This window comes from Labrys neptuniae, from assembly GCF_040797145.1.
GTDB classification, from domain to species: Bacteria; Pseudomonadota; Alphaproteobacteria; order Rhizobiales; family Labraceae; genus Labrys; species Labrys neptuniae.
In genome coordinates this window covers 1-23,216 of the sequence record NZ_JBFNQD010000025.1, presented here as the reverse complement: position 1 = coordinate 23,216, position 23,216 = coordinate 1, and the positions used below count along the sequence as shown (strand labels likewise).

Below are 23,216 nucleotides of genomic sequence, written 5' to 3'. Positions count from 1 at the left end.
AATTGCAAGAGGTAAGCGAACACTCACAAGATGGGCGCCAGCACAAGGGGGAGACATGAGCGAGCGGCCAGCATCTCGGCGTTTCGACCCGGCACTCCGCGCCAAAGGCACCCGGCACGGCCCTGCCGCGCGCTCGGCGATCGCCTTCGATGCCCTCAAGCATGACATCATGCTCGGCGAACTCGCTCCCGGCGAACCGCTGGTGGAACTGGAACTCGCCGCCCGTTTCGGTTGCAGCCAGGGCACAGTGCGGGAAGCCCTGCTGCAGCTCCAGGAGGAAGGGCTGGTGCATCGGCGCGGCCATCGCGGCACTCAGGTCTCGGACTGCACGGCCGACGAGGCCGTGGAGATGTTCCGCGTCCGCAAGCAGATCGAATGTGCCGGTGTGCTCCGCGCCCTGCGCAACCCCAGCCGCAGCCTGCTTTCCGATCTGAAGGCACTGGTCGAGGCCATGGAGGAAGCCGCGCGGGAGGATGACGAGATGGGGCTTGCCGCCTTCGACCGCGATTTCCACCGCCGCCTGTTCCACGATGCCGACCTGCCCGCACTGGATCCGATCCTGCATCGCTGCCTGATCCACAACCACCGCTTCAAGATTTCGCGCACGCAAGGCCAGCGCGATCTCGTGCTGACAGCCCAGCGTCATCGGCCGCTGGTAGCCGCAATCGAGGCCGGCAACAGCGCCGCGGCCGTGACCTCCCTTGAGCACCATATCGCGACCATCGTCGATTTCGGGCCCAACGTTTTTCCGGGAGCAGGGCAATGAACGTCCCTTTCCCCGACATGCGGGTCGAAGAATTGCCCGGCCGGCTCGATCCGGAGCTGGCACGCCTCCTGGCCGCCATCGACGATGAGATCGGTCCGCAGCCCGATACGACGCTGCTGCCGCCGGCCGAGGGTCGCGCCCTTGCCGCGCGCCTCAACCAGCGCTGGAACCGCGACCTGCCGGCAATGGCCTTTGCGGGCGACGTCATCATCCCCGCGGATCCGGCGCTCCCGTCGGCCGACTGCCGCGTCAAGGTGCTGATCCCCCCGCAGGCGGGAGACGGTGCCCTGGTCTTCGTCCATGGCGGCGGCTTTGCCTTCTGCAGCCCTCAGACCCATGAACGGTGCGCCCGGGTCCTCGCCATCGAGACCGGCCTGCCCGTTCTCATGCCCGACTATCGCCTTGCGCCGGAGCATCCCTTCCCGGCGGGGCTGCATGATGTGATTGCCTGTCTCGGCAGTGTCTTCGAGAGCACGGCCCCGTTCGGCATCCGCCCCGGCCCGCTTCTGCTGTCCGGTGACTCGGCAGGCGCCAACCTTGCCCTGGCGGCCATGCTTCGCGGACAGGCCCGTGGATACAAGGCCCCCGACGGCGCCCTGCTCTTCTACGGCGTCTATGACGCGGATTTCGAGACGGCGTCCTATCGGCGCTTTGCCGAGGGGCCCGGTCTCACCACGGCGCGGATGCAGCGCTACTGGAACTGGTACCTGCCCGATCCGAAGGCACGCCAGGAGGCACTCGCTTCGCCCCTCCATGCCAGTGACGAGGCTCTGCGTGGTCTGCCGCCCCTCTTCCTTCTGGCCGCGGAGATCGATCCGCTCTTGTCGGACACGCTCAATCTGGCAGCGCGCCTGCGCTCGGTGGGACGGCCGGCCGAGACACACATCGTCAAGGGCGTGACGCACGGCTTTTTACAGATGAGCATCGGGCTGAGCGCAGCCCGCAACGCCCTCAAGACCGCAGGTCAAGCGGCAACGTCAATGATCAAGCCGGCATGAACCGGCATCAAAACACATTCTTCGGGAGGAGACGATGAGAACAGGACTGAAGAAAACGCTGAAGGCACTCGGCGTCGCCTGCGCCCTGAGCGCCAGCGTGATGCTCGGGGCCGCCAAGGCGCAGACCGTGCGCTTCTGGTATCATTTCGACAATCCGGCCAACCCGATGGACGATCTCATCAAGAAGTTCGAGGCAGCCAATCCCGGCATCAAGGTCGAAGCCGAAAACGTGCCGTGGAACTCCTATTACGACAATCTCTACACGGCGATCGTCGGCGGCAATGCACCCGATGCCGCCATGGTGAAGCTGTTCGCCCAGCCCCGCCTCGTCGAGATGGGAGCCCTGGAGCCGATCGGCGACCGCATCGATGCCTGGCCCGGCAAGGCGGACCTGCTCGACAATCTCCTCAACCTCAACAAGGGGCCGGACGGCAAGCAATATTATCTGCCGATCCAATATGTCGTTCTCTATCTTTATTACCGCGCCGACCTGTTCAAGGCCGCGGGGCTGGAGCCGCCCAAGACCTGCGACGAGTTCCGCGAAGACGCCAAGAAACTCACCAAGGCGCCGGAGACCTATGGCTTCGGTCTGCGCGGCGGCAAGGGCGGCTGGGACCAGTGGGGCACTTTCGTCTTTTCCAGGGGCGCCAAGCTCGAGCCGGGCGGCCTGACCACGCCGGAAGCGATTGCCGCCAACAAATGGCTGGTCGACATGTTCCGGGAGGACAAGTCGATTCCGCCCTCCGCGCCCAACGACGGCTTCCAGGAAATCATCGCAGCCTTCAAGGCCGGCAAGACCGCGATGACCATCCACCATGTCGGCTCGTCCAACGACCTCGTCAAAGCCCTGGGCGACAAGGTCTCGGCGGTACCCGCCCCGGCCTGCAACGGCAAGCAGTGGACCTCCTATGGCGATGAATCGCTGGCGGTCTTTTCCTCCTCGCAGGCGAAGGACGCCGCCTGGAAATGGATCTCCTTCCTGGCGGAGGGACAGAACAATGTCGAGTTCAACAAGGCCACCGGCCAGATGACGGTGACCAAGTCGGGCTCGGCCAACTGGACGCTGCACCAGCGGCGTTTCGTGGATGCCACCGTGCAGTCGCTGCCCTTCGCCTCGGTGCTGCCGCAGACCCCGGCCACGACCGAATTCGTCAACACGGCCTGGCAGACCAACATGCAGCAGGCCCTGACAGGCGCAGCGACGCCCGAGCAGATGATGCAGCAATTGCAGACGCTGTTTGCAAACTAGGTAAGGGCACCGGGCTTTCTGTGCGCCGCACAGAGAGCCCCTTTCTCCCCTCTCACCATCGCGCCGGGCCATGTCGCTGCACTCGTCCACCTCCGAACTCGATCGGGAATTCGCGGTCCCCCTGCGGACGCGGCTGATGCCCTATGCCCTGCTGGCGCCGGCCTTGCTGGTGGTGTTTGTCGTCGTCTTCGTCCCGATGATCGAGGCCGTCTATACGAGCCTGTTCGATCTGGTGCTGTGGAAGCCCAATGCCGCCAGATTCGTCGGCTTGAGCAACTACATCAAGCTGTTCGCCGATCCGGTGTTCTGGACGGCTCTCTGGCACACGGTGATCTGGATCGGCCTCACGGTGCCGCTGCAGATGGGGCTCGGCCTGGTTGCCGCCCTGCTGCTCAATCGCGATTTTCCCTGGCGCGGCCTTGCCCGCGCGCTGATCATCATCCCCTGGGCGCTGCCGAGCGTGGTCATCGCCTTGATGTGGCGCTGGATCTACGATCCCAACACCGGCGTGCTCAACGACATGCTGCTCGGCGTGCATCTGATCCAGAGCGCAGTGCCCTGGCTCGCCGATCCCAATGTCGCGCTCTATGCCGTGATCGCCACCCTCACCTGGCAGGGCTTTCCCTTCTTTGCCGTGATGATCCTCGCCGGCTTGCAAGGCATTCCGCGCAGCCAGTACGAGGCTGCCTCCATCGACGGCGCGACGCCCTGGCGTCAGTTCGTCAACGTCACCCTGCCCGGCATTGCTCCGGTCCTGGCGACCGCCGGGCTGCTTCGCGTGATCTGGGTCGCCAACTCCATGGACGTCATCTTCGTGATGACGGGGGGCGGTCCCGGCTACGCGACCCACACCTTGCCCCTCTACGCCTTCATCAAGGCGCGCCAGAATCTCGATTTCGGCTATGGCACGGCCATAGCGGTGACCTTCACTATCCTGCTCGGCGCCTTCGTCGCCATCTACATCATCCGCACCATGAAGGAGGTCGAGCGATGAACAAGCCGTCGACCCTCCGGCGCATTCTCACCACCGACCTGCCGGTGGCAGCGATCGTGCTCTTCGCACTCGGGCCCTTCGCCTGGATGATACTGACCTCGCTCACGCCGTCCGAGCGCATTGCGGCGAGCGGAGTTTCGCTCTCGCCCATCGGCTGGAGCTTCGACAATTACACCCGCCTGTTCGAGCAGACCTCCTTCCTCGGCAATATGGGCCACAGCCTGATCATCGCCCTCGGCACCGTGGTCGTCGGCCTCGGCGTCTCGGTTACGGCCGCCTATGCCTTCTCGCGCTTCCGCTTCCTCGGGCGCAGGGCGATCATGCTGCAGTTCCTGCTGGTCAACATGTTCCCGGTGGTGCTGCTGATCCTGCCGCTTTTCGTGCTGATGCGCCGGCTCGGCCTGCTCGACACCCATCTCAGCCTGATCCTGGCCAACGCTACCGTCGCCATTCCCTTCGCGGTGTGGATGCTGACGAGCTATGTGGCAGCCATCCCCAGGAGCCTCGACGAAGCGGCGATGATCGACGGCTGCTCGCGCCTGGCGGCCCTGCGCCGGGTAGTGCTGCCGCTTGCCATGCCCGGCATCATCTCCACCGGCATCTATATCTTCATCACCGCCTGGAACGAGTATCTCTACGCCCTCACTCTGGGCGGCAAGAACGTACGCACGGTGACCGTGGCGATCCAGACCCTGATCGGCGAATACCAGATCGAATGGGGGCTGCTCGCCGCCGGCGGCGTGGTCGGCGCCCTGCCTGCGACTCTGCTCTTTCTCATCGTGCAAAAACGCCTGGTTGGCGGCCTGACCCAAGGAGCGGTGAAGGGATGATGAAGCCAGCACCGCGCCTGCCCTCTGCAAACTGTGAAGCCAAACAATGAATCCTATCGGCCTGATATCGATGCAATATGCCCGGCCTTTTACCGCCGAGCACTTTCCCCTCTTCGCCCGCATGAAGGAGCTCGGTTACGACTTCGTCGAACTCCTGGTGCCCGAGCCCGGCGAAATGGATCTGGCAGCGGCCCGTGCGGCCCTGGCCGATGCCGGTCTCGGGGTGGTGTTGGCGGCTCGCGTCAATCTGCAGCGTAACCTGTCCTCGGACGATGCGGCCAGCCATCGTGCCGGCATCGACTATTTGAAATATGCCGCCGACTGCGCGGCCACGCTCGGCGCGACATTGGTGGGCGGTCCCCTGACCGGCAATCCGCTCGTCTTTGCCGGCCGTGCGCCCCAGCCGGTATCCGAGACCGAACGCCTTGCCCGCAAGCAGCGCTGCGTCACCGGCCTGAGGGAAGCAGGCGATCATGCCGCCCGCCTTGGCGTGACCCTCGCCGTCGAGCCCCTGAACCGTTTCGAAAGCGACGTGTTGTGCACCACGCAGCAGGCGATGGAGTTGCTCCAGGCCGTCGATCACCTCGCCGTGCGGCTGATGCTCGACACCTTCCACATGCATATGGAGGAAGCCTCCATCTCGGAAGCCATCCGCCTTGCCGGGTCTCTCCTCGTGCATTTCCAGGCCAATGAGAATCATCGCGGCTTTCCGGGAACCGGTGCCACGGACTGGGTCGACGTCTGCCGTGCCCTTCATGACATCGATTATAACGGGCCTGTCTCGCTCGAACCCTTCCGGCGCAACGATGATCGTTTCGGCGTGCCCCTGGCGCAATGGCGCGCGCCGCATGAGGACGAGAGCGAGCGCCTCGCCGCCTCCGCCTCCTTCATCCGCTCCCATATCTCGCTGACGGAATTTCGCAGATGACCTTGAATATTGGCTGGATCGGTTGCGGCGTGCACGCCACCCAGATGCTGCTGCCGCAGCTCCTGCGCCATGACGTGAAGATTGCAGCCCTTTGCGACATCGACGGCAAACGCCTGGCCGATGCCGGCCGCCAGTTCGGCGTCTCGACACTGCTCACCGATGCGATGGAGCTGATCCGTACGCCCGACATCGATGCCGTCGGCATGGCCGTCGGTCCCGATCAGCACCTGGCCTTCGGCAAGGCCGCACTGGAGCACGGCCTGCCCGTTTTCATGGAAAAGCCTCCCTCAGGCTCGGCCGAGGGGGCCCGCCTCTTGCGTCAAGCGTCCGAGAAAGCCGGCAAGCCGTTGCTCCTCGGTTTCATGAAACGCTATTCGGTGGGCAACAAGATCGCGCACAACATTCTGAAGTCCGGCCGGTTCGGCCCCGTGCTCGGTCTCACCGGCTACTACATGACCGCGCCTGGCTATTTTGCCGGCAATGTCGACTACACCGGTTTCTTCCTGCACCACTGCGTGCACTATATGGATCTCGTCTCCCACCTCGTCTCGCCCGTCACCGGCCTGACGGCCCGCAAGGTGGAGAAGACACCGGGCCGGGTGCTGTTCCATATCGCCCTGGACTTCGATTGCGGCGCCATCGGCACCATCGCGATGGGCACGATCCAGTCGCGGGGCACGCCCGTCGAGCGCATCGAAGTGATGGGGGATCATCAACGCCTGGAAATCGAAGACGTGGTGGAGGTGCGTTGGCACCGCGATCCCCCTTTCAAGACCGCCGATGCAGCGGCAACCCTCACCGACAGCCAGGACAGCCTCACCTGGAAACCCAATTTCACCGCCGCTGCCAACGAGGATTTCAAGGGCTACCACGCTCTCCTCGCCGACGTCGTTCCGGCGCTCAGGGGGGAAGACACGCCGGCTCCGAGCATTCAGGACGGCGTGGTTGCGATGGAAAGGCTCGAAACCCTCAGAAAGGTTCTGGCGCTATGACCCCGAGAATGGACCCGGCCTGTAGCAGCCGACAATTCGCCCTTGCGCGGCGATGGCCAGCCGGCGATCACCAACAGCCCGGGAGCTTTTTTCGGCGGCCCGAAACACCGCATCCAGTTCCGTGATCAGCGCCGACGCCCTAGATCCAGAAGAGCACTCGAAATCGCGGCCCCGGTCCATTCGCGACATAAACGCCGTCGAGGTAGTGTACGGCGACGATGCGATCCGGGGTAATGCCGTGGTGCGACAGGGCAGCGTTCAGGGCTTCGACCGTTGCGTCGGTGGTGATCTCGTCAATGGTCGCTACGTTCGATCGGGATGCTAAAGCCATGTGATTCTCCCTTCTATCGGGAGCGCGACGGCGCGCTCGGAGTCGTTGGGAAGACGGAGCGTGGGACACAGCCAGCTCGAAAACCGGCGCACCGAAGCGCCAAGATTACGGGTAGCCGCATTAGCCAACCCCGGGAGACATGATTCAGCCCGAAGTGACGAAATTATGATCGAGGCGACGATTTACATCGGCCGGAGCAGCTCGGCATTGGAGTGGATCCTGGCATCAAGCCAGGCCAGGCCGCTGATTGTCAGCCGCTAAGCGATCTCCTCGATAGGTCGATGCGCAAGGCGCGCCTCGAACTTGGGTCACTCCGCAAGCGGCTCACAAATGCTTGTATATCGTGGTTCGCGACAGTCCCAGAGCGCGTGCCGTATGCGTGACGTTTCGGCAGGAGCGATATGTCGTCCTGATCTCCTGGCAGACCCGGCGCGCCAGACCACGGTCCCGGCAAGCCGGGCAAGCATCACCCACGTCCTCCGACCCATCGACGAAGCAGGTCTCGTCGACGAATGGTCCCCGTTGGCGCATGAGCAGGCGCTGGAGGGCGCTGCGAAGCTCGCGGATATTGCCGGGCCATTCGCGTTGAGCCAGCCTCGCGATGGCGGCATCGGTGATCGCCATTCCCGGGGCCAGTTCCTGCAGCAGGTGCTTGACCACGAGCACAAAGTCGGTGCGGGCCGCCAGCGGCGGCAGATGCAGGACGAGGCCGTTGAGACGGTAGAGCAGGTCGGCCCGGAAAGATCGCTCCGCCACCATCGCCTCCAGATCGCGGTTGGTGGCGGAGATGATCTGGACATCGACCTTGTGGATCTTCAGCCCCCCGACAGGCCGTACTTCCATGGCATCGAGAAAACGCAGTAAAGCCGTCTGGGCGGACAGGGGAACATCGGCGACTTCGTCGAGGAACAAGGTGCCCGCGTCGGCCTGCCGCGCCAGTCCGATCGATCCCTCCGCACGGGCATTGGTGAAGGCGCCCTGCTCATGGCCGAAGATCTCTGCGACGAAGAGCTGTTCGGCCAAGGCACCGCAATTGACGGCAACGAACTCCCCGCGCCGGCCGCTCACCGCATGGATATGGCGCGCCATCAATTCCTTGCCGGTGCCCGTCTCACCGGTGAGATGAACGGGCATGCCCATGGCGACGGCTTGCCCGATGTCGGCCATCGCGGCCTTCAACGTCTCGTCCGCACAGACGAACTCCGGCATGGGTCCGGCCCTGCCATGCTGCATCGCCTGCGGTTCCCGGCGCAGATTGCGAACCGTTAGCCCGGGAGCGATCTGGCGGCAGACCATCAGGACCTGGCTGCCGGCCGCATCGCGTATGGGGAAGACGCCCCCGCGCAGAAGGCCATCCAGTGCCCTGGCAAAAGGCATCTCGAACAGCGTGTCGAAACTCACACCGGCGCCGGTCGGCAGCCCGGACAACAAGGCGGAACCGGGACGGTTGAGCGCCGTGACCACACCGTCCCGCGAAAGAGCCAGCAGCCCTGCCGAGAGCGTATCGAGATATTCCGCGCGCGGATGGAAGGCCAGGATGAAGTTGTCCGCGCATTCCTGGAAGATCAGCCCGTTCTCGATCTGGGCCGCGGCCATGCGCACCAGCGCATGCGTATGCTGCTGCCGCGCCTCGTTGGCGCAGGATGCATCGAGCAATCCCAGGACCTGGCCATGCGAGTCCAGGATGGGCGCCGCCATGCAGCTCAAATGGGCGTGGCAGGTAAAGTAATGCTCCCGGCCGAAAACGCCGACCGGCTGGCTGCTGTCACTGGCCAGCCCGAGGGCGTTGGTGCCCCGCCGGGCCTCATCCCACAGGCTGCCGGGAAGGATGGAGCGCCCTGCCACGCTCTCCGTGAAGGCCTGATCGCTGATGGTGTCGAGCACCATGCCGCTCGCATCCGCCAGCGCGATCATCAGATTGGAGCCGGCGATCTGAGCATAGAGAACCTGCATCTCGGCAAGAGCCAGCCGGCGCAGGCCCTCCATTTTCTGGCGCCGACGCGTCACCGCCGCAAATGGCACCACCTCACCGCGGGGCTGGAGACGCGGATCGAGACCCAGATCCCTGCAACGCTGCCAGCTTTCGGCGATCGGCACCGGCAAGGTGCCGCCGGGCAGGCGATCACCGCGCTCGAGGGCATTTCGGGCCCGGTCCATTCCCGACAGGATCTGCATGATCTACTCCTCGATTTCGACAGCCCGGCCGGCAACGCCATTGCCTGGGAGATCTGTACGCCGATTGGACACACCGCCCGCATAACTGTTCAGTTTGGCGACACAAACGGCTCGATGAAATTCAAGCAGCACCTTGAAAAACCTAATATATTCATTCTGGCACGAGGATTGCTGCCGTTCCGTCGAAGCGTGGACAAGACCGCGCTCGCGGAGGAAATGACAATGAAGGCGCAAGTGCTCACCCGCTATGACGACGATCTGAGGGCCGGCCAGTGGGTCGATCTTCAGGAGGTTCCCGATCCCAGGATCGAAAAGTCGAACGACGTCATCGTGCGGATCGGCGGAGCGGGTGTATGCCGCACCGATCTCCACATCATCGAGGGCGTCTGGCGCCCACATATGGACCCGAGCGGCGACCAGCTGCTCCCACTGATCATGGGGCACGAAAATGCCGGTTGGGTCGAAGCGGTCGGCAAGGAGGTCGAAGGCATCAAGGTCGGGGATCCCGTCATCGTCCATCCCAAGATCTCGGGCGGCACCTGCCTGGCCTGCCGCCGCGGCATGGACATGCACGGCCCGGGCCGCTTTCCGGGGCTCGACTGCAACGGCGGCTATGCGGAGTTCCTGTGCACCTCCGAGCGCAATATCGTGCCGCTTCCCAAGACGCTCGCGCCCAAGGAAGTCGCGCCCTATGCCGATGCCGGCCTGACCGCCTATCGCGCCGCCAAGAAGGCGACGCGCCACCTGTTGCCGGGCGAGAGCTGCGTGGTGATCGGTGCCGGCGGCCTCGGCCATATCGGCATCCAATGCCTCAAGGCCATGTGTGCCGCCGACGTCATCGTGGTCGACAAGTCCGACGCCTCCCTGGCGTTGGCGGGCAAGATCGGAGCCGACAAGCTGGTGAAAGCAGACGGCAACGAGGTGGAGGCCGTGCTCGCACTCACCGGTGGCGCCGGCGCCGAAGCCGTGATCGACTTCGTCGGCGAGAAGGGCACGACGGCCAAGGGCCTCGCCATGACCCGATCGGCCGGCAGCTATTATGTCGTCGGCTATGGCGAGGACATTCGGGTCCCCACCGTCGACATGGTCATCACGGAAAAGAACATCATCGGCAATCTGGTCGGAACCTGGGCCGAGCTCGTCGAACTGATGGCCCTGGCCGATCGAGGCCTGGTCGAGCTGACCACGGTGGAATACCGGTTGGCCGATGCCAACAAGGCTCTCCAGGATCTCAACGCCGGCAGGATCCATGGTCGCGCTGTCCTCATTCCGTGACGAGAAAAGCACCGGCCTCCTCCCGATCGGTGGAGGTCGGCCCCTCCCCTTGCCGCGCCCGGACGAGCGGGGCGGCGGGAGGGCGGCGTCAAGGCTGAAAGGGCGCGCCATGTGCAAGGTCCTCACGAGCCAGAGCCCGCTCCATTTTCGCAAGGCGAGCCGATCGATGCGTATCGCCGGGCATTCGACGACGGTGAGGCTGGAGGAGGCGTTCTGGCAGGTCCTCGACGAAATGGCCCGTCGGGAAGGGCTTTCGACCTCCCGGCTGATTTCGGTGCTTTACGAGGAGGCCCTCGAGCGCCACGGCGCCGCTCCCAATTTCGCCTCGCTCCTGCGTACCGTCTGCCTGCTCTACCGGGGGATGATCCCGCCGGAGGGCTGACACTCCGAGGGAGGCCGGGTCGCTCCGGCCTCCTCTCCCATCGTCTCAGCTCGCCTTTGCGACCTTGATGATCCGGTCCTCGGCGATCCAGCGCGCCGTCAGGATCAGCGCCCCCATGGCAAAATCCTTGTCATGGGTGTCGATCATCTCGCGAGCGAGGGTTTCCAGCTTCTGGAAGAACAAATCCTTGCTCTCTTCCTCGCGGGTCTGCTCTGTCGGCATGTCGTCCTCCTGTGATGGGCGCTCTGCTGCGCCTATTTGAAGAGCTGGGGCGGAAAGGTGATGAGAGCGGCCTGGCCCTCCGCATCGCCGACGGCGAGATGACACCCGTCCGCCGACCAGGCCAGCGCAGTGACGGCCGCGCCGAACGGCCGCACGAAGAGTTCGTCGCGCCCGCCGAGCCGCGCCACCACGATGCGGCCATCGGCATAGCCGGCCGCCACCAGGTCGCGCGTGGGATGTGCGGCAACAGCTTCCACCAGGATCAGGCCGGTATGGCCGGTCAGCAAAGCCTGGCTGGCGGCCTCGGCACCCGTTCCCCAGGCTGCAATGCGATAGGCCCCCGATGCCACCAACTGCCCGTCCGCCGCCCAGGCGAGGTCTTGCACCGGTGCGGGAAAGTCGAGGATAGTGTCGGTCCGACCAAGCGGAACATCGACGACGCTAAGACCGCCGATTTCCAGACCGCAGGCAATGCGATCGGCCTGCCGGTTCCAATGGACACCCGTCGGCCGCGAAGGCAGCGTTGCCACCAGCTGGATCGTCAAGGCCGGATCCAACGCCATGACGACGAGATTGTCCGCACTCAATCCCGCCAGGTGCCGGCCATCGGGCGAGAATTTGAGGGCCCCCGGAATGGGAAGCACCGGCCGCGAGCGAGCGATGGCATTTGCCGCCTGGTCCAGGAGGTACAGATCGTTGCCGTCCGACACGGCGGTCACGCCCGATTGCTCCGCATGATCGAGGGCCAGGACGGGGCCGCCAAGGCGAAAGAAATCTTCGCGCACCTCTCCTTGTACCGAAACCGGCCTGACCGCACCATCGTCCGTCCCGACCAGGTAGCCACCCGCATGGAAGGGAACGACGAGGGGAACACCGCCTTCCTGCATTGCGACCGCAGTCAAGGGGGCCGGCGGCTTTGTGCGCGGCAGGATCCTCATCTGCCCGAGATCCCCGCTGACCCGGATGCGGCTCTCCGGTCCCTCCGTTTCTGCCACGGGAGCAAGGGCAATGGCTCCGTCGGCGGTCGTAAAGGCGACGGAACCTCCCTGCCGATCGAAGTTTACGCCCGCGACGGGTGCGGGTCGCTGCCAGCAGCGTCCCAGCAGGTCGAACAGCGTCGGGTTCTGTCTGCTTTGCTGGTTCATGATGTCCTCCCCTCCCGCTCCATTGCCTGCTGGAGCAGGCGATCGAGCGCCTCGATTTCCTGCTCGGCTGTTTTGATGCGTCCGGCACATTGGCTTTGCCGGCCGCTCTCGGCTTCGGCGCTTTCGTGCGCCGTTCGCAGTTCGTCTAGCAATTCCCGCGCCAACTCCCCTTCAGCCGGCGCCTGCTTCAATGCCAACTCGAGGCGCAGCACTTCCATCTCGAGGCCGGCAAGGAGCTGGGTGAGCTTGAGGGCTTGCGCATTGAGCGCGGACAAGCCGGCAACCAATTCGAGCCGGCGCGCCAGCAGATCCTGGTGCTTGGGATTTGCTGCGGTCATTGTCGCCTCTCTTCCTTGGCCGCCTTGGGCTTTTCCCAGCCGGACAACAAGGCCGGCAGCTCCGGCAGTTGGGCTTTGAACTGGCGCTGAGCGGCTTCCACATGGCTCCTGAGCTGGTCCCAGATATCGACACGCAACAGGGAGGTGGTGTCGCCGGTCAGGCGTTCGATGTCCTCCACCCGAAACTGCCGGGACAGGGAAACGCCCGAGAAGACGAAATCGCGCAGCGTGATGGCATGCCGTTCCACGAAGGCATGGAGCAAAGGATGGGTTTCCGCCGTAATCCCCGCCAATGTCAGCTCGGCGATCATGAAGTCGTGGAAATGGCGCTGCAGGCGCAGCTGGCTTTCGCCCAGAAAGCGCATGGAAAAGATCAGGTCGCGCGGCATCAGCCGCAGCAGGTCCGTGATGACCTCGCTGTCATCAGGCCCATCGAAAGCCGATGGCGATCGAGGATTGTCGGGAGAAGACATCGGCATGACCCCGAATGGCTAGGTTGTCATAATACCGACAGGATAACCCACGAGATTAAGTTGTCTATAAGTTCACCCGTCAATAATATCAATAAATGTGTTAAATATCAAAATAGATAAATAGCGTTACATTTGTAAATTACAGCTGTAACGTTATGTTACACCAATAGGACCCATGCGAATATCGATGCTACCCAGGGCGCCTAAAGCTGCACAATTTAGAGCTTGTCGTGAGTTGGCACGGTCCTTGCTGCATCATTCTCCATAAGAAGCCCATCGCGTTTCGGCGCGATGCCAAAAGAACGAAGGAATGGGGAACCCAAGGTCGGAATGCCATGGCGCGCATGCCTTGCGCACCAGGCGTTCAGAACCACTCCAGACACCTTTGCCGTGATCCACTCGAGCAGCCGGATGGTGGCACGCCATGTCCCCTGAACCGGCCGCCCGCACTCATCGGCGGCGATACCTGCCGCTCCCCGCCCGAACCATGGGGGTTCGTGGCGCAATCTGGTGGAGGCTCATGGCTATGACGTCTTTGACGCTCAACAAGATAACCTCGCAGCGCGGCATTTCCGTCGGCGAGGCGACCAAGAAGATATCCGATCTCGGCTGGAACCCGACCTATGTCCAGGAAGCGATGACCTTCCCGACGGATTACAAGATCAGCAAGGCGCCGCGCGATCCGATGAAGCAGGTGCTGCGTTCCTATTTCCCGATGCAGGAGGAAAAGGACAACCGCGTCTATGGTGCGCTCGATGCCGCCTTGCGCGGCGACATGTTCCGCAATGTCGAGCCGCGCTGGGTGGAGTGGATGAAACTCTTCCTCGCCATCATCCCCTTCCCGGAAATCTCGGCCGCCCGCTCGATGGCGATGGTGGCAAGGCTTGCGCCCGGCGAGGACCTGCGCACCGGCTTCACCATGCAGATGGTCGACGAGTTCCGCCATTCCACCATTCAGATGAACCTGAAGAAGTGGTACATGGAGAACTATATCGATCCGGCCGGCTTCGACATCACCGAAGAGGCCTTCGGCAAATGCTATGCCACCACGATCGGCCGCCAGTTCGGTGAAGGTTTCATCACCGGCGATACCATGACCGCGGCCTGCATGTACCTGACCGTCGTCGCCGAAACCGCCTTCACCAACACGCTGTTCGTGGCCATGCCCTCGGAGGCCGCCCGCAATGGCGACTATGCCCTGCCGACCGTGTTCCTTTCGGTGCAGTCGGACGAGAGCCGCCATATCGGCAATGGCCACTCCCTGCTGATGGCCGCCCTCAAGGAGCCCGAAAACCACCTGCTGCTCGAGCGCGACCTGCGTTATGCCTTCTGGCAGAACCACGCCATCGTCGACGCCGCCATCGGCACCTTCATCGAATACGGCACCACCAACCGCGACAAGAACAAGGAATCCTATGCGGAGATGTGGCACCGCTGGATCTTCGAGGACTACTACCGCACCTATATGCTGCCGTTGGAAAAATACGGCATCAAGATCCATCACGACGACGTTCAGGAAGCCTGGAAGCGCATCACCGAGAAATTCTACGTCCACAAGGTGGCCCAGTTCTTCACCGTCGGCTGGCCGCTCAATTTCTGGCGCATCGAAGCCCAGACGGACAAGGACTTCGAGTGGTTCGAGCATAAATATCCGGGCTGGTATGCACAGTTCGGCGAATTCTGGAAATGGCACGACAAGCTGAGCCACCGCGGCGAGAAGATCCTCACCTTCAACGAACAGGTGGGCTACGTCTATCCGCATCGCTGCTGGAGTTGCCTGGTTCCCTGCCTGATCCGCGAGGACATGGTCGTCGACGAAATCGACGGCAAGCTGCACACCTTCGCGCATGAACTCGATCGCTGGACGGCGGTGGAGGCCTTCTCCGACGAGTACCAGGGACGTCCGACCCCGGCGATGGGCCGCTTCAGCGGCAAGCGCGAATGGGAGACGCTGTATCACGGCTGGGATCTCGCCGAGGCCATGAAGGATCTCAACTTCGTGCGCTCGGACGGCGAAACCCTGATCCCGCAGCCGCATCTGCGCTTCGATGCCAAGGAAATGTGGACGCTCGACGACGTCAAGGGCCACACCATCCTGTCGCCGCTGACGCTGCTGCGTGAGATGACTCCCGCCGATCGCGAGAAGCATCTGGCTGAGTATCGCGCCGGCTTCACCATCAACCCCTGCCACTGAACCTGCCGCTTCGCGGACGCCGCCCGACGGTTTCTGCAAGCGAAAGGATCACGCCCCCTCTCTTCACCGGGAGGGGGCACGGGACAGTCTTGGAGGAAGGACCGATGAGCGTGGCCCACACTGTGCGCCTGGAACCCGTCGGCGTCGAATTCGAAGTTGAGGACGGCGAGACCGTGCTGAACGCAGCCTTTCGTCAGGGCATCGCGCTGCCGCACGGCTGCAAGGAAGGGCAATGCTCGGCCTGCAAATGCGTCCTGCTCGACGGCGAAGTCGACATGCTGAAATACTCGACCTTTGCGTTGAACGACATGGAGAAGGATAGCGGCCACATCCTTCTGTGCCGCTCGATCGCCTATTCGGACATGGAAGTCGAACTCCTCAACTATGACGAGGAAGTCCTGTCCAAATCGATCGCCGTGAAGAGCTATCAGGGCCGCATCGAGAAAATCGAACGCCTCACCCACGATATTCGCGGCATCGAGATCACGCTCAGTTCCCCGATGAAATTCTGGGCCGGCCAATATGTCGACATCACAGTCACCACGGAAAAAGGGGAGACGCTTACGCGCTCGTTTTCCATGGCAAATACGCCGGACGAAACCCAGAAACTCTCATTCATCATCAAGAAGTACCCTGAGGGACGATTCTCCGGGGAACTCGACGCCGGCGGAATCCGGGTCGGAGCCGAAGTCGCCATCGTCGGCCCCTATGGCACCTGCTTCCGACGTGAAGAACGCCAAGGACCCCTGATCCTGGTCGGCGCCGGGTCGGGCATGTCGCCGGTCTGGTCGATCCTCAACGACCACCTGGCCAGCGGCGAGCAAAGGCCGGTCTACTTCTTCTACGGCGCCCGCACGCAGGACGACCTGTTCCATCTCGACCGGATCTCGGCCTTGGTCGAGCGCTATCCGGAGGTGCAGTTCATCCCCGTGCTCTCGCATGCCGGAGAAGACGGCGCCTGGCAGGGTGAACGCGGCTTCGTGCATGAGAGCGTGGGCGCCAAGCTCAAGGAACTCGCCATCGATGGGCAGGGCGACGTCTATGCCTGCGGCCCTCCCCCCATGATCGACGCCTTGCAGCCCGTGCTGTTCATGAACGGCTTCGAGGTCGAGCACATCTTCTTCGACAAGTTCACCACCTCGTCGGGCGCAACCTCGCCCGGCCACTAAGAGCCGCCCTCGGGCGGATCGTCGAAACGCACCACAACCAGGGAGTGAATACCATGCCTGCCATTTCGAGTTCGGTCGGGTCCGGCGCAGCCGGTGCAGCGATCTTCGCCGATTCCGACAGCCGCAAATACCGCTATTTCGATCCCAGGGGGCAGCGCGCCACCCATTACGAGGACGTCACGGTCGACGTGCAGCCCGATCCGGAGCGCTACCTGATCCAGAACTGGATCATCAATTTCGCCGACGGCAATGGCGCCTATGTCAAGGGCAACACGCTGGCGCAGAGCTCGAACTGGCATGCCTTCCGGGCGCCCGACCAGGAGTGGGAGCGCACCCACTATCAACGCCAGTCCAAGATCGAGACGATGGTACAGAGCGTGATCGCCAATGGCCGCAAGTCCGGCGCGCCCAAGAGCTTCGATAAGGTCTGGGTCAGCATCCTGCAGCACCATCTGGGTGCGTGGAAGCACGCCGAATTCGGCCTGGGCACTTCGCTGATGCAGGCCCAGCGCTACGGCTACACCCAGATGATCAACAACGCCACGCTGACCAACTCTTCCTACAAGCTGCGCCTGGCGCAGGACATCACGCTCTATCTGGCCGAGATCGGCATGGATATTCCCGGCTGGAACGACGAGCTCGGCAAGAAGACCTGGCTGGAAGACGGCGCCTGGCAGGGCACCCGCGAAGCCATCGAGACCATCATGGGCGCGGAAGACTATCTGGAGCAGTATTTCGCCATCAATATCGTGTTCGAGCCGCTCGTGGGCGAACTCTTCCGCTCGGGCTTCCTGATGCAAGTGGCGGCGGCCAACCACGACTTCATCACCCCGCCGGTGATCTCGGCCGCCGAAGCCGACTATGAGCGCAATCTCGCCAATACCATCGACCTGATCTACCTGCTCGCCCATGACGAGAAGCATGCCGCGGCCAACCGTCAGCTGTTCAAAGGCTGGCTGAAGAAGCACCGCGCCCTCGCCGACAAGGCAGCGCTGGGCCTGCAGCCGATCTGGTCGATGCCGCATTCCAAGCCCGTCTCGTTCGAGGATGTCCGCGCCGTCTCGCAGGAGCGGATCGGCCAGATCCTGCGCGAACTCGGCCTCGACGACTGACCGGCCGGCAACCATCCAAAGGGAGAAACGACCATGTCCACGGCAGCCCGCGATTCCTCGCACGCCAATATCTTCAAGTCGATGAAGGACATCACCTTCGAGCAGACCATCTCGCATCAGTGCGGGGTCACCATGAACGACTCGGTGGAGGCCCGCGCCATCGCGGAATTCATGGGCAAGAAGGAGGGTGTGATCGTCACCTATCAGCCCGCGCTGATCCGCATCGACGGCGACGGCAAGCTCATCTTCAAGATGGACGAGATCAGCGAATATCTCGGCCGCGAGATGACGGCGGAGATCTTCGAAGTCAATACCTCCACCCATTACGGCCGCATGGTCAGGGTCGACGACAACACCGTGATCCTGTTCGGCAACATGGACGAGGTCTTCGAATACATCTGAGCCTGACGGCAAGTCTTGGGCGATACGCAGCGGCGTATCGCCCGTTCCCGCCCATGCAGAGCCGAAAACGAGTAGCCAGTCATGCCAAGCAAAATGAAGGCCGCGATCTTTGTCGAGAAGGGACGCATCGTCCTCGATGACAAGCCCATCCCCGAGATCGGCCCCGCCGATGCCCTGATCCGCGTCACGACCACGACGATCTGCGGAACGGACGTTCATATCCTGAAGGGGGAATATCCCGTGGCCAAGGGCCTGACCATCGGCCATGAACCGGTCGGCGTGATCGAAAAGCTCGGCTCGTCGGTACGCGGGTTCAAGGAAGGACAGCGCGTCGTTGCCGGCGCCATCACCCCCTCGGGCTGGAGCCATGCCTGTCTGTGCGGCTGCGGTTCGCAGGACGGCGCCGGTACCAAGCATGGCTGGAAGGCCATCGGCGGCTGGAAATTCGGCAACACCATCGATGGCTGCCAGGCCGAGTTCGTTTGCGTGCCCGATGCCATGGCCAATCTCGCCCCCATTCCGGACGAGGTGAGCGACGAACAGGTTCTGATGTGCCCGGACATCATGTCGACCGGCTTTGCCGGCGCCGAAACCGGCGGCATCCGGATCGGCGATGTCGTTGCCGTCTTCGCGCAGGGACCGATCGGCCTGTGTGCCACGGCCGGCGCCAGGCTTATGGGCGCAACCACCATCATTGCCGTCGACACGGTGCCCGCCCGCCTGGCCATGGCCAAGCGCCTGGGCGCTGACATCGTGGTGGATTTCAAGCAGGAGGACCCCGTCGAAGCCATCATGCGCCTGACCGACGGGCGCGGCGTCGACGTGGCGATCGAGGCGCTCGGCACGCAGGCAACCTTCGAGGCCGCCCTGCGCGTCCTCCGGCCCGGCGGTGTGCTCTCGAGCCTCGGCGTCTACTCGTCGGACCTGAAGATCCCGCTCGATGCCTTCGCCGCCGGCCTCGGCGAGAAATCGATCCGCACCTCGCTGTGCCCGGGCGGCAAGGAGCGCATGCGCCGCATGCTCGATGTCGTCAGTTCAGGGCGGGTCGATCTGGGCGGGCTGGTCACGCATCGTTTCAAGCTGGACCAGATCGAGGAGGCCTACGACCTCTTCGCCAATCAGCGCGACGGCGTGCTGAAGGTCGCCATCACGACCTGAGGAACACATGCCGCAACGGCAGCGATGGGAGAGAGAACCATGCTCGATGCTTCATATGGCCCCTGTTCCGAAGCCGGCATCCCGACCGCGAGAATGGGTGGGCCGAGGGGCAAGCCAAGCGCCGGTCCGGAAGATGCGGAAGCGGCACGGGACGACCGTGCCTGCAGCGGCGCTGCATCCGAGGGATGTGCGGGATGCCCGTTGCGCACCGCGCGGATGGCTCGGCTGCCACCCCTTCACACGCCTCGCGGAGCCGCGGCACCCTCAACCTGATCTCACGGAATAGTCGAACAATCGAGTTGCAACAAAAGCTTAGAGCGAAATACCAACGGAGGAAGCCATGTATATCACGCCCGAAGGCAAGGAAATTTTCGTCGTTGATGGCCACACCCATTTCTGGGACGGCAGCCCTGAAAACCAGCGCAACATTCACGGCAAGCAGTTCGTGGAGTGCTTCTATGCCTATCACACGGCGCTCAGCCCCAAGGAGCAGCTCTGGCCGAAGGAGAAGTTCGAGAAATACAGCGCCGACGACCTCTATCGCGACCTGTTCGTCGACGGTCCTGACGATGTCGCCATCGTGCAGTCGACCTATCTGAAGGATTTCTACAAGCAGGGCTTCAACACGCTCGAGCGCAATGCCGAGATGGCCAAGCGCTATCCCGAGCGCTTCATCGTCAACGGCTCCTTCGATCCGCGCGATGGCGAGGCCGCGCTCGAATATATCCACTTCATGAAGGAGACCTACGACATCAAGGGCGTGAAGATGTACACGGCCGAGTGGCATGGGGATTCCCGCGGGTGGAAGCTGACCGATCCCAACGCCTATCGCTGCTTCGAACTGTGCGAGAAACTCGGCATCCGCAACGTCCACGTCCACAAGGGCCCGACGATCATCCCGCTCAGCAAGGACGCCTTCAACGTGGGCGACGTCGACGACGCGGCTACCGACTTCCAGAACCTGAACTGGATCGTCGAGCATTGCGGCCTGCCTCGCCTGGACGATTTCTGCTGGATCGCCGTGCAGGAAACCAATGTCTATGGCGGCCTTGCCGTCGCCCTGCCCTTCATCCATTCGCGCCCACGCTATTTCGCCGAGGTGATCGCCGAGCTCCTGTTCTGGCTCGGCCCGGACAAGATCCTGTTCGGCTCCGACTACGCGATCTGGACACCGCGCTGGCTGGTCGAGAAATTCTGGGCCTTCGAACTGCCCGAGGACATCAAGCGCGAGCGCGGGGTCGATCTCACCCCCGAGATCAAGGAGAAGATCCTGGGCCTCAACGCAGCACGTCTCTACGACATCGACATCGCGGCCAAGAAGGCGGCTCTCGCCAAGGCGCCCCTGTCGATCGCGGCGGAGTGAAGCGCATGATGAGCGCTGCGCTCCGCGGTCGCCGCCAGGCCGAACTCTGGCGGCGGCTGTCCGAGGTCAACGACCCAGAACTCGACGAGCCCGTCACCAATATGGGCTTCGTCGAACGTGCCGAGATCCTGGACAATGCGTCGGTGGAGGTTGAATTCAGGCTGCCCACCTATTGGTGCTCGCCCAACTTCGCCTTCCTGATGCTCGATGGCGTGCGCGAGGCGCTCGAAGCGCTGTCCTGGAAGCCAGCCTATCGGATCCAGCTGCAGGATCACATGTTCGCCGACGAGGTCAATCGAGGCATCGCGGCGGGCAAGAGCTTCGGCCAGGTCTTCGGGGAGATGACCGGGGATCTCGACCTCACGGCCTTGCGCGAGACGTTCCGTGCCAAGGCCTATAAGCGGCGGCAGGAGGCCGTGCTGCTGGGATTGCGCCAGGTCGGCCTCGGCGACGACGCCATCCTTGCCATGGACCTGCCGGCCTTCGATGCGACGCAGCTCGCGGGAGAGGAAGCGGTGGCCCAGAAGCCGCGCTATCGTCAGGCCCTGCTCGAGCGCCATCCCCAAATCGGTCGGGGAGACGGCGTCTTCAGGACCTGGGAGGGCGTCCCCCTCACCGCGGCAATGCTGGCCTCCTATCTCGGAGACCTGCGCAGCCTGCGGATCAACATGGAGTTCAACGGCGCCCTGTGCCGTGGCCTCAAGCAGACCCGGTACAAGCAGGCCGAGTTCACGGATGGCGAACCGACGCTGGTCGACTTCATCCTCGACCGTGTGCCACCTGCCGCCGGGAACGCGCCCGCCGTCAACAGCTGAACCGAGGCCTCGCCGCCCGAGGCCGACAACAACCGCCCGCCAGGGCGGAAGGAGGAGCCATGCCCAAATTGATGCTTCACAATTCGCACGCCCGCCGAGCCCTTGCCCGCGGCGTCCACCAGCTTGCAGCCGCCGTAGAGCCGACACTCGGCCCCAAAGGCATGAATGCCATGATCGACCGGCCGATCGGCACGCCGATGGTGACGCGCGACGGCGTTTCCATCGCCTCGGAGATCGAATTGCACGATCGTTTCGAGAATATGGGTGCGCAGGTGGTGCGCGAGGTCTCGATGCAGACCAACGAGATCGCCGGCGACGGCACCACCACGGCCATCGTCCTCGCCAATGCCCTGGTCCAGAAGGGCGTCGAGGCCAACGAGCAGGGCGCCAAGGCCGTCGACCTCGTGAAGGGCATAGACCTTGCCGTCAACGCCGTGGTGTCGTCGCTGAAATCCAGCGCGCGCCCAGCTCGCGAGAATGGCGCCCTGGCGGCCGTCGCCAATATCGCAGCCACCGATGCCCGGCTCGGCAACCTGGTGGCCGAAGCTTTCGAGAAGGTCGGTGCCGACGGCATCATCACCACCGATTTCAGCATCACCACCGAGACCACGCTCGACGTCGTCGAGGGCATGTCCTTCGACCGCGGCTATATCTCCCACCACATGGTCACCGATGTGGAGAAGATGCAGGCGGTGCTGGAACGCCCGCTGATCCTCCTGACCGATCTCAAGATCAAGGACCCCGCTTCGCTCGATGCTGTCAGGGCGATTGCCGACAAGGCCGGCAGGCCGCTGCTGATCGTGGCCGAGGAGGTCTCGCCCGAGGTGGTCGTGACGCTGCTCGGGCGCAGCGGCGCCGGCAAATATCTGATCGTGCATCCGCCCGAGTACGGCCATTGGCGCAAGGCGCTGCTGGAGGATCTGGCCATCATCACCGGCGGGCGCGTTATCGCCCGCGATCTCGGCGGCAGGCTCGAACAGATCGAGGCCGCCGATCTCGGCAGCGCGGAACGGGTGCGCACGAGCGCCGCCCATACGGCGATCATCCATGGCGGCGGCGACAAGGCGGCGATCGCCGCGCGCCGCACCCAGGTCCAGCATCAGTTCGAGAACGCGCCGCCCAATATCGAGCAGGACAAATTGCGCGAGCGTCTCGCCAAGCTCTCCGGCGGCACGGCCGTGCTCTATGCCGGCGGCGTCACGCCGGTCGAGCAGAAGCGTACCATCCAATTGATCGAGGATTCCCTTTCTGCCGTACGGGCCGCGCTCGATGAGGGCGTGGTCGCCGGCGGGGGCTCTGCCCTGGCCCAGATCGGGCCGGTGCTCGATCCCCTGCTTGCCAGGCTCGACGGGGACGTCGCGGCAGGCGTCCGCCTGGTGAAATCGGTGCTGACGCGCCCGCTCTGGCGCATCGTCGCCAATGCCGGCGGGGATCCCGAGGCGGTGGTGGCGAAGGTGTCGAGCGTCAATGGCGGTTTCGGCTACAACGCCGCGCTCGGCGAATACCAGAACATGTATGAGGCCGGCATCATCGATCCCGTTCGCGTCACCTGCGCCGCCCTGACCAATGCCGCCTCGGTCGCCAAGCTGATCCTCACGACGGAGACCCTGGTCGGTGATCTCGCCGAAGACGAGGACCCGACTGCCGGCCCGGCCCTTGGGGGCGGAGCCGAAAAACTCGGCCGCGCCTGAACGGCGCTGCCGCCCGAGCGAAATAGACAAGGGTCTTTCACATCGAAACCCCGGACAAGGCGACACGCTTTGTCCGGGCAGGCCAGGTTCGGCCTTGCGCCGGCCCGCGCCCATTCGAGCGATGCAGATACGGAGAAAATGATGGACGGAAGCGATACGCCGAACACCGGCAAGTGCCCGGTAGCGCATGGGGCGCGTCCCGGCTTTGAGGTTC

23 protein-coding genes are annotated in these 23,216 nt (G+C 63.7%); 17 read left to right on the top strand and 6 right to left on the bottom strand.

Annotated elements, in window-relative coordinates; all coding sequences use genetic code 11:
• The first annotated feature begins 55 nt into the window (after positions 1-55).
• From ABXS05_RS32595 to ABXS05_RS32565, 7 genes are all read left to right on the top strand, one after another.
• Entirely contained in the window at positions 56-766 is a 711-nt protein-coding gene (locus ABXS05_RS32595) for a GntR family transcriptional regulator (RefSeq protein ID WP_367626767.1), read from the top strand.
• Entirely contained in the window at positions 763-1,764 is a 1,002-nt protein-coding gene (locus tag ABXS05_RS32590) for an alpha/beta hydrolase (protein ID WP_311943358.1), read from the top strand. Before ABXS05_RS32595 ends, ABXS05_RS32590 begins: the two co-directional genes overlap by 4 nt.
• A 34-nt stretch (positions 1,765-1,798) precedes the next feature.
• Positions 1,799-3,013 (top strand): ABC transporter substrate-binding protein, encoded by a 1,215-nt coding sequence (locus ABXS05_RS32585; RefSeq protein ID WP_311943356.1) that lies wholly within the window; start codon positions 1,799-1,801, stop codon positions 3,011-3,013.
• A 70-nt stretch (positions 3,014-3,083) separates the two neighbouring features.
• The gene (locus ABXS05_RS32580; RefSeq protein WP_311943354.1) at positions 3,084-4,007 is read left to right on the top strand and encodes a carbohydrate ABC transporter permease; all 924 of its coding nucleotides are present in this window, start codon (positions 3,084-3,086) and stop codon (positions 4,005-4,007) included.
• A complete protein-coding gene (locus ABXS05_RS32575) occupies positions 4,004-4,837 on the top strand; it encodes a carbohydrate ABC transporter permease (RefSeq protein WP_311943352.1) in 834 nt (277 codons plus the stop codon). Before ABXS05_RS32580 ends, ABXS05_RS32575 begins: the two co-directional genes overlap by 4 nt.
• 46 nt (positions 4,838-4,883) lie before the next feature.
• On the top strand, positions 4,884-5,765 hold the full coding sequence (locus ABXS05_RS32570; protein ID WP_367626765.1) for a sugar phosphate isomerase/epimerase family protein: 882 nt from the start codon (positions 4,884-4,886) through the stop codon (positions 5,763-5,765).
• Positions 5,762-6,757 carry a Gfo/Idh/MocA family protein gene (locus ABXS05_RS32565; protein ID WP_311943348.1) on the top strand — a complete coding sequence of 332 codons (996 nt, stop codon included), beginning with the start codon at positions 5,762-5,764 and terminating at the stop codon, positions 6,755-6,757. Before ABXS05_RS32570 ends, ABXS05_RS32565 begins: the two co-directional genes overlap by 4 nt.
• 139 nt (positions 6,758-6,896) lie before the next feature.
• Here ABXS05_RS32565 and ABXS05_RS32560 read toward each other — a convergent pair whose 3' ends face one another.
• Positions 6,897-7,088, bottom strand: coding sequence for a hypothetical protein (locus tag ABXS05_RS32560; RefSeq protein ID WP_311943345.1), 192 nt, complete (start codon positions 7,086-7,088; stop codon positions 6,897-6,899).
• A gap of 324 nt (positions 7,089-7,412) precedes the next feature.
• Complete coding sequence (locus tag ABXS05_RS32555; RefSeq protein WP_367626764.1) at positions 7,413-9,263, bottom strand: sigma-54-dependent Fis family transcriptional regulator; 1,851 nt, start codon at positions 9,261-9,263, stop codon at positions 7,413-7,415.
• Between the two features lie 222 nt (positions 9,264-9,485).
• On the opposite strand from ABXS05_RS32555, the gene ABXS05_RS32550 reads away from it, so the two are divergent.
• Together ABXS05_RS32550 and ABXS05_RS32545 are read left to right on the top strand one after the other, a co-directional pair.
• Positions 9,486-10,538, top strand: a complete 1,053-nt coding sequence (locus ABXS05_RS32550; protein ID WP_367626763.1) for an NAD(P)-dependent alcohol dehydrogenase — start codon at positions 9,486-9,488, stop codon at positions 10,536-10,538.
• A gap of 166 nt (positions 10,539-10,704) precedes the next feature.
• The gene (locus ABXS05_RS32545) at positions 10,705-10,920 is read left to right on the top strand and encodes a ribbon-helix-helix domain-containing protein (RefSeq protein WP_311943339.1); all 216 of its coding nucleotides are present in this window, start codon (positions 10,705-10,707) and stop codon (positions 10,918-10,920) included.
• 45 nt (positions 10,921-10,965) lie between these two features.
• Here ABXS05_RS32545 and ABXS05_RS32540 read toward each other — a convergent pair whose 3' ends face one another.
• The 4 genes from ABXS05_RS32540 to ABXS05_RS32525 are packed head-to-tail and all read right to left on the bottom strand — an operon-like array spanning position 10,966 to position 13,098.
• The gene (locus tag ABXS05_RS32540) at positions 10,966-11,142 is read right to left on the bottom strand and encodes a hypothetical protein (RefSeq protein WP_367626762.1); all 177 of its coding nucleotides are present in this window, start codon (positions 11,140-11,142) and stop codon (positions 10,966-10,968) included.
• Positions 11,143-11,174: 32 nt separating this feature from the next.
• Entirely contained in the window at positions 11,175-12,287 is a 1,113-nt protein-coding gene (locus ABXS05_RS32535; protein WP_367626761.1) for a WD40 domain-containing protein, read from the bottom strand.
• On the bottom strand, positions 12,284-12,625 hold the full coding sequence (locus ABXS05_RS32530) for a hypothetical protein (protein WP_311943334.1): 342 nt from the start codon (positions 12,623-12,625) through the stop codon (positions 12,284-12,286). The genes ABXS05_RS32535 and ABXS05_RS32530 overlap by 4 nt, the downstream gene beginning before the upstream one ends.
• Positions 12,622-13,098 carry a hypothetical protein gene (locus tag ABXS05_RS32525; protein WP_367626760.1) on the bottom strand — a complete coding sequence of 159 codons (477 nt, stop codon included), beginning with the start codon at positions 13,096-13,098 and terminating at the stop codon, positions 12,622-12,624. The genes ABXS05_RS32530 and ABXS05_RS32525 overlap by 4 nt, the downstream gene beginning before the upstream one ends.
• Positions 13,099-13,618: 520 nt before the next feature.
• On the opposite strand from ABXS05_RS32525, the gene ABXS05_RS32520 reads away from it, so the two are divergent.
• The 8 genes from ABXS05_RS32520 (at position 13,619) to ABXS05_RS32485 (ending at position 23,002) form a co-directional block, all read left to right on the top strand.
• Positions 13,619-15,292, top strand: a complete 1,674-nt coding sequence (locus ABXS05_RS32520; protein ID WP_376717757.1) for an aromatic/alkene/methane monooxygenase hydroxylase/oxygenase subunit alpha — start codon at positions 13,619-13,621, stop codon at positions 15,290-15,292.
• Between the two features lie 104 nt (positions 15,293-15,396).
• Complete coding sequence (locus ABXS05_RS32515; protein ID WP_311943328.1) at positions 15,397-16,461, top strand: NADH:ubiquinone reductase (Na(+)-transporting) subunit F; 1,065 nt, start codon at positions 15,397-15,399, stop codon at positions 16,459-16,461.
• A gap of 53 nt (positions 16,462-16,514) precedes the next feature.
• Positions 16,515-17,573: an aromatic/alkene monooxygenase hydroxylase subunit beta gene (locus ABXS05_RS32510; protein ID WP_311943326.1), complete on the top strand. Its 1,059-nt coding sequence runs from the start codon at positions 16,515-16,517 to the stop codon at positions 17,571-17,573.
• 33 nt (positions 17,574-17,606) lie between these two features.
• Positions 17,607-17,975, top strand: a complete 369-nt coding sequence (locus ABXS05_RS32505; RefSeq protein WP_149250175.1) for an MmoB/DmpM family protein — start codon at positions 17,607-17,609, stop codon at positions 17,973-17,975.
• 81 nt (positions 17,976-18,056) lie between these two features.
• Complete coding sequence (locus tag ABXS05_RS32500) at positions 18,057-19,133, top strand: NAD(P)-dependent alcohol dehydrogenase (RefSeq protein WP_311943324.1); 1,077 nt, start codon at positions 18,057-18,059, stop codon at positions 19,131-19,133.
• A 340-nt stretch (positions 19,134-19,473) separates the two neighbouring features.
• Positions 19,474-20,496 (top strand): amidohydrolase family protein, encoded by a 1,023-nt coding sequence (locus tag ABXS05_RS32495; RefSeq protein ID WP_068297695.1) that lies wholly within the window; start codon positions 19,474-19,476, stop codon positions 20,494-20,496.
• A gap of 8 nt (positions 20,497-20,504) precedes the next feature.
• The gene (locus tag ABXS05_RS32490; protein WP_367626759.1) at positions 20,505-21,311 is read left to right on the top strand and encodes an iron-sulfur cluster assembly protein; all 807 of its coding nucleotides are present in this window, start codon (positions 20,505-20,507) and stop codon (positions 21,309-21,311) included.
• A gap of 59 nt (positions 21,312-21,370) precedes the next feature.
• Positions 21,371-23,002 (top strand): molecular chaperone GroEL, encoded by a 1,632-nt coding sequence (locus tag ABXS05_RS32485; RefSeq protein WP_367626758.1) that lies wholly within the window; start codon positions 21,371-21,373, stop codon positions 23,000-23,002.
• Positions 23,003-23,216 lie beyond the last annotated feature (214 nt).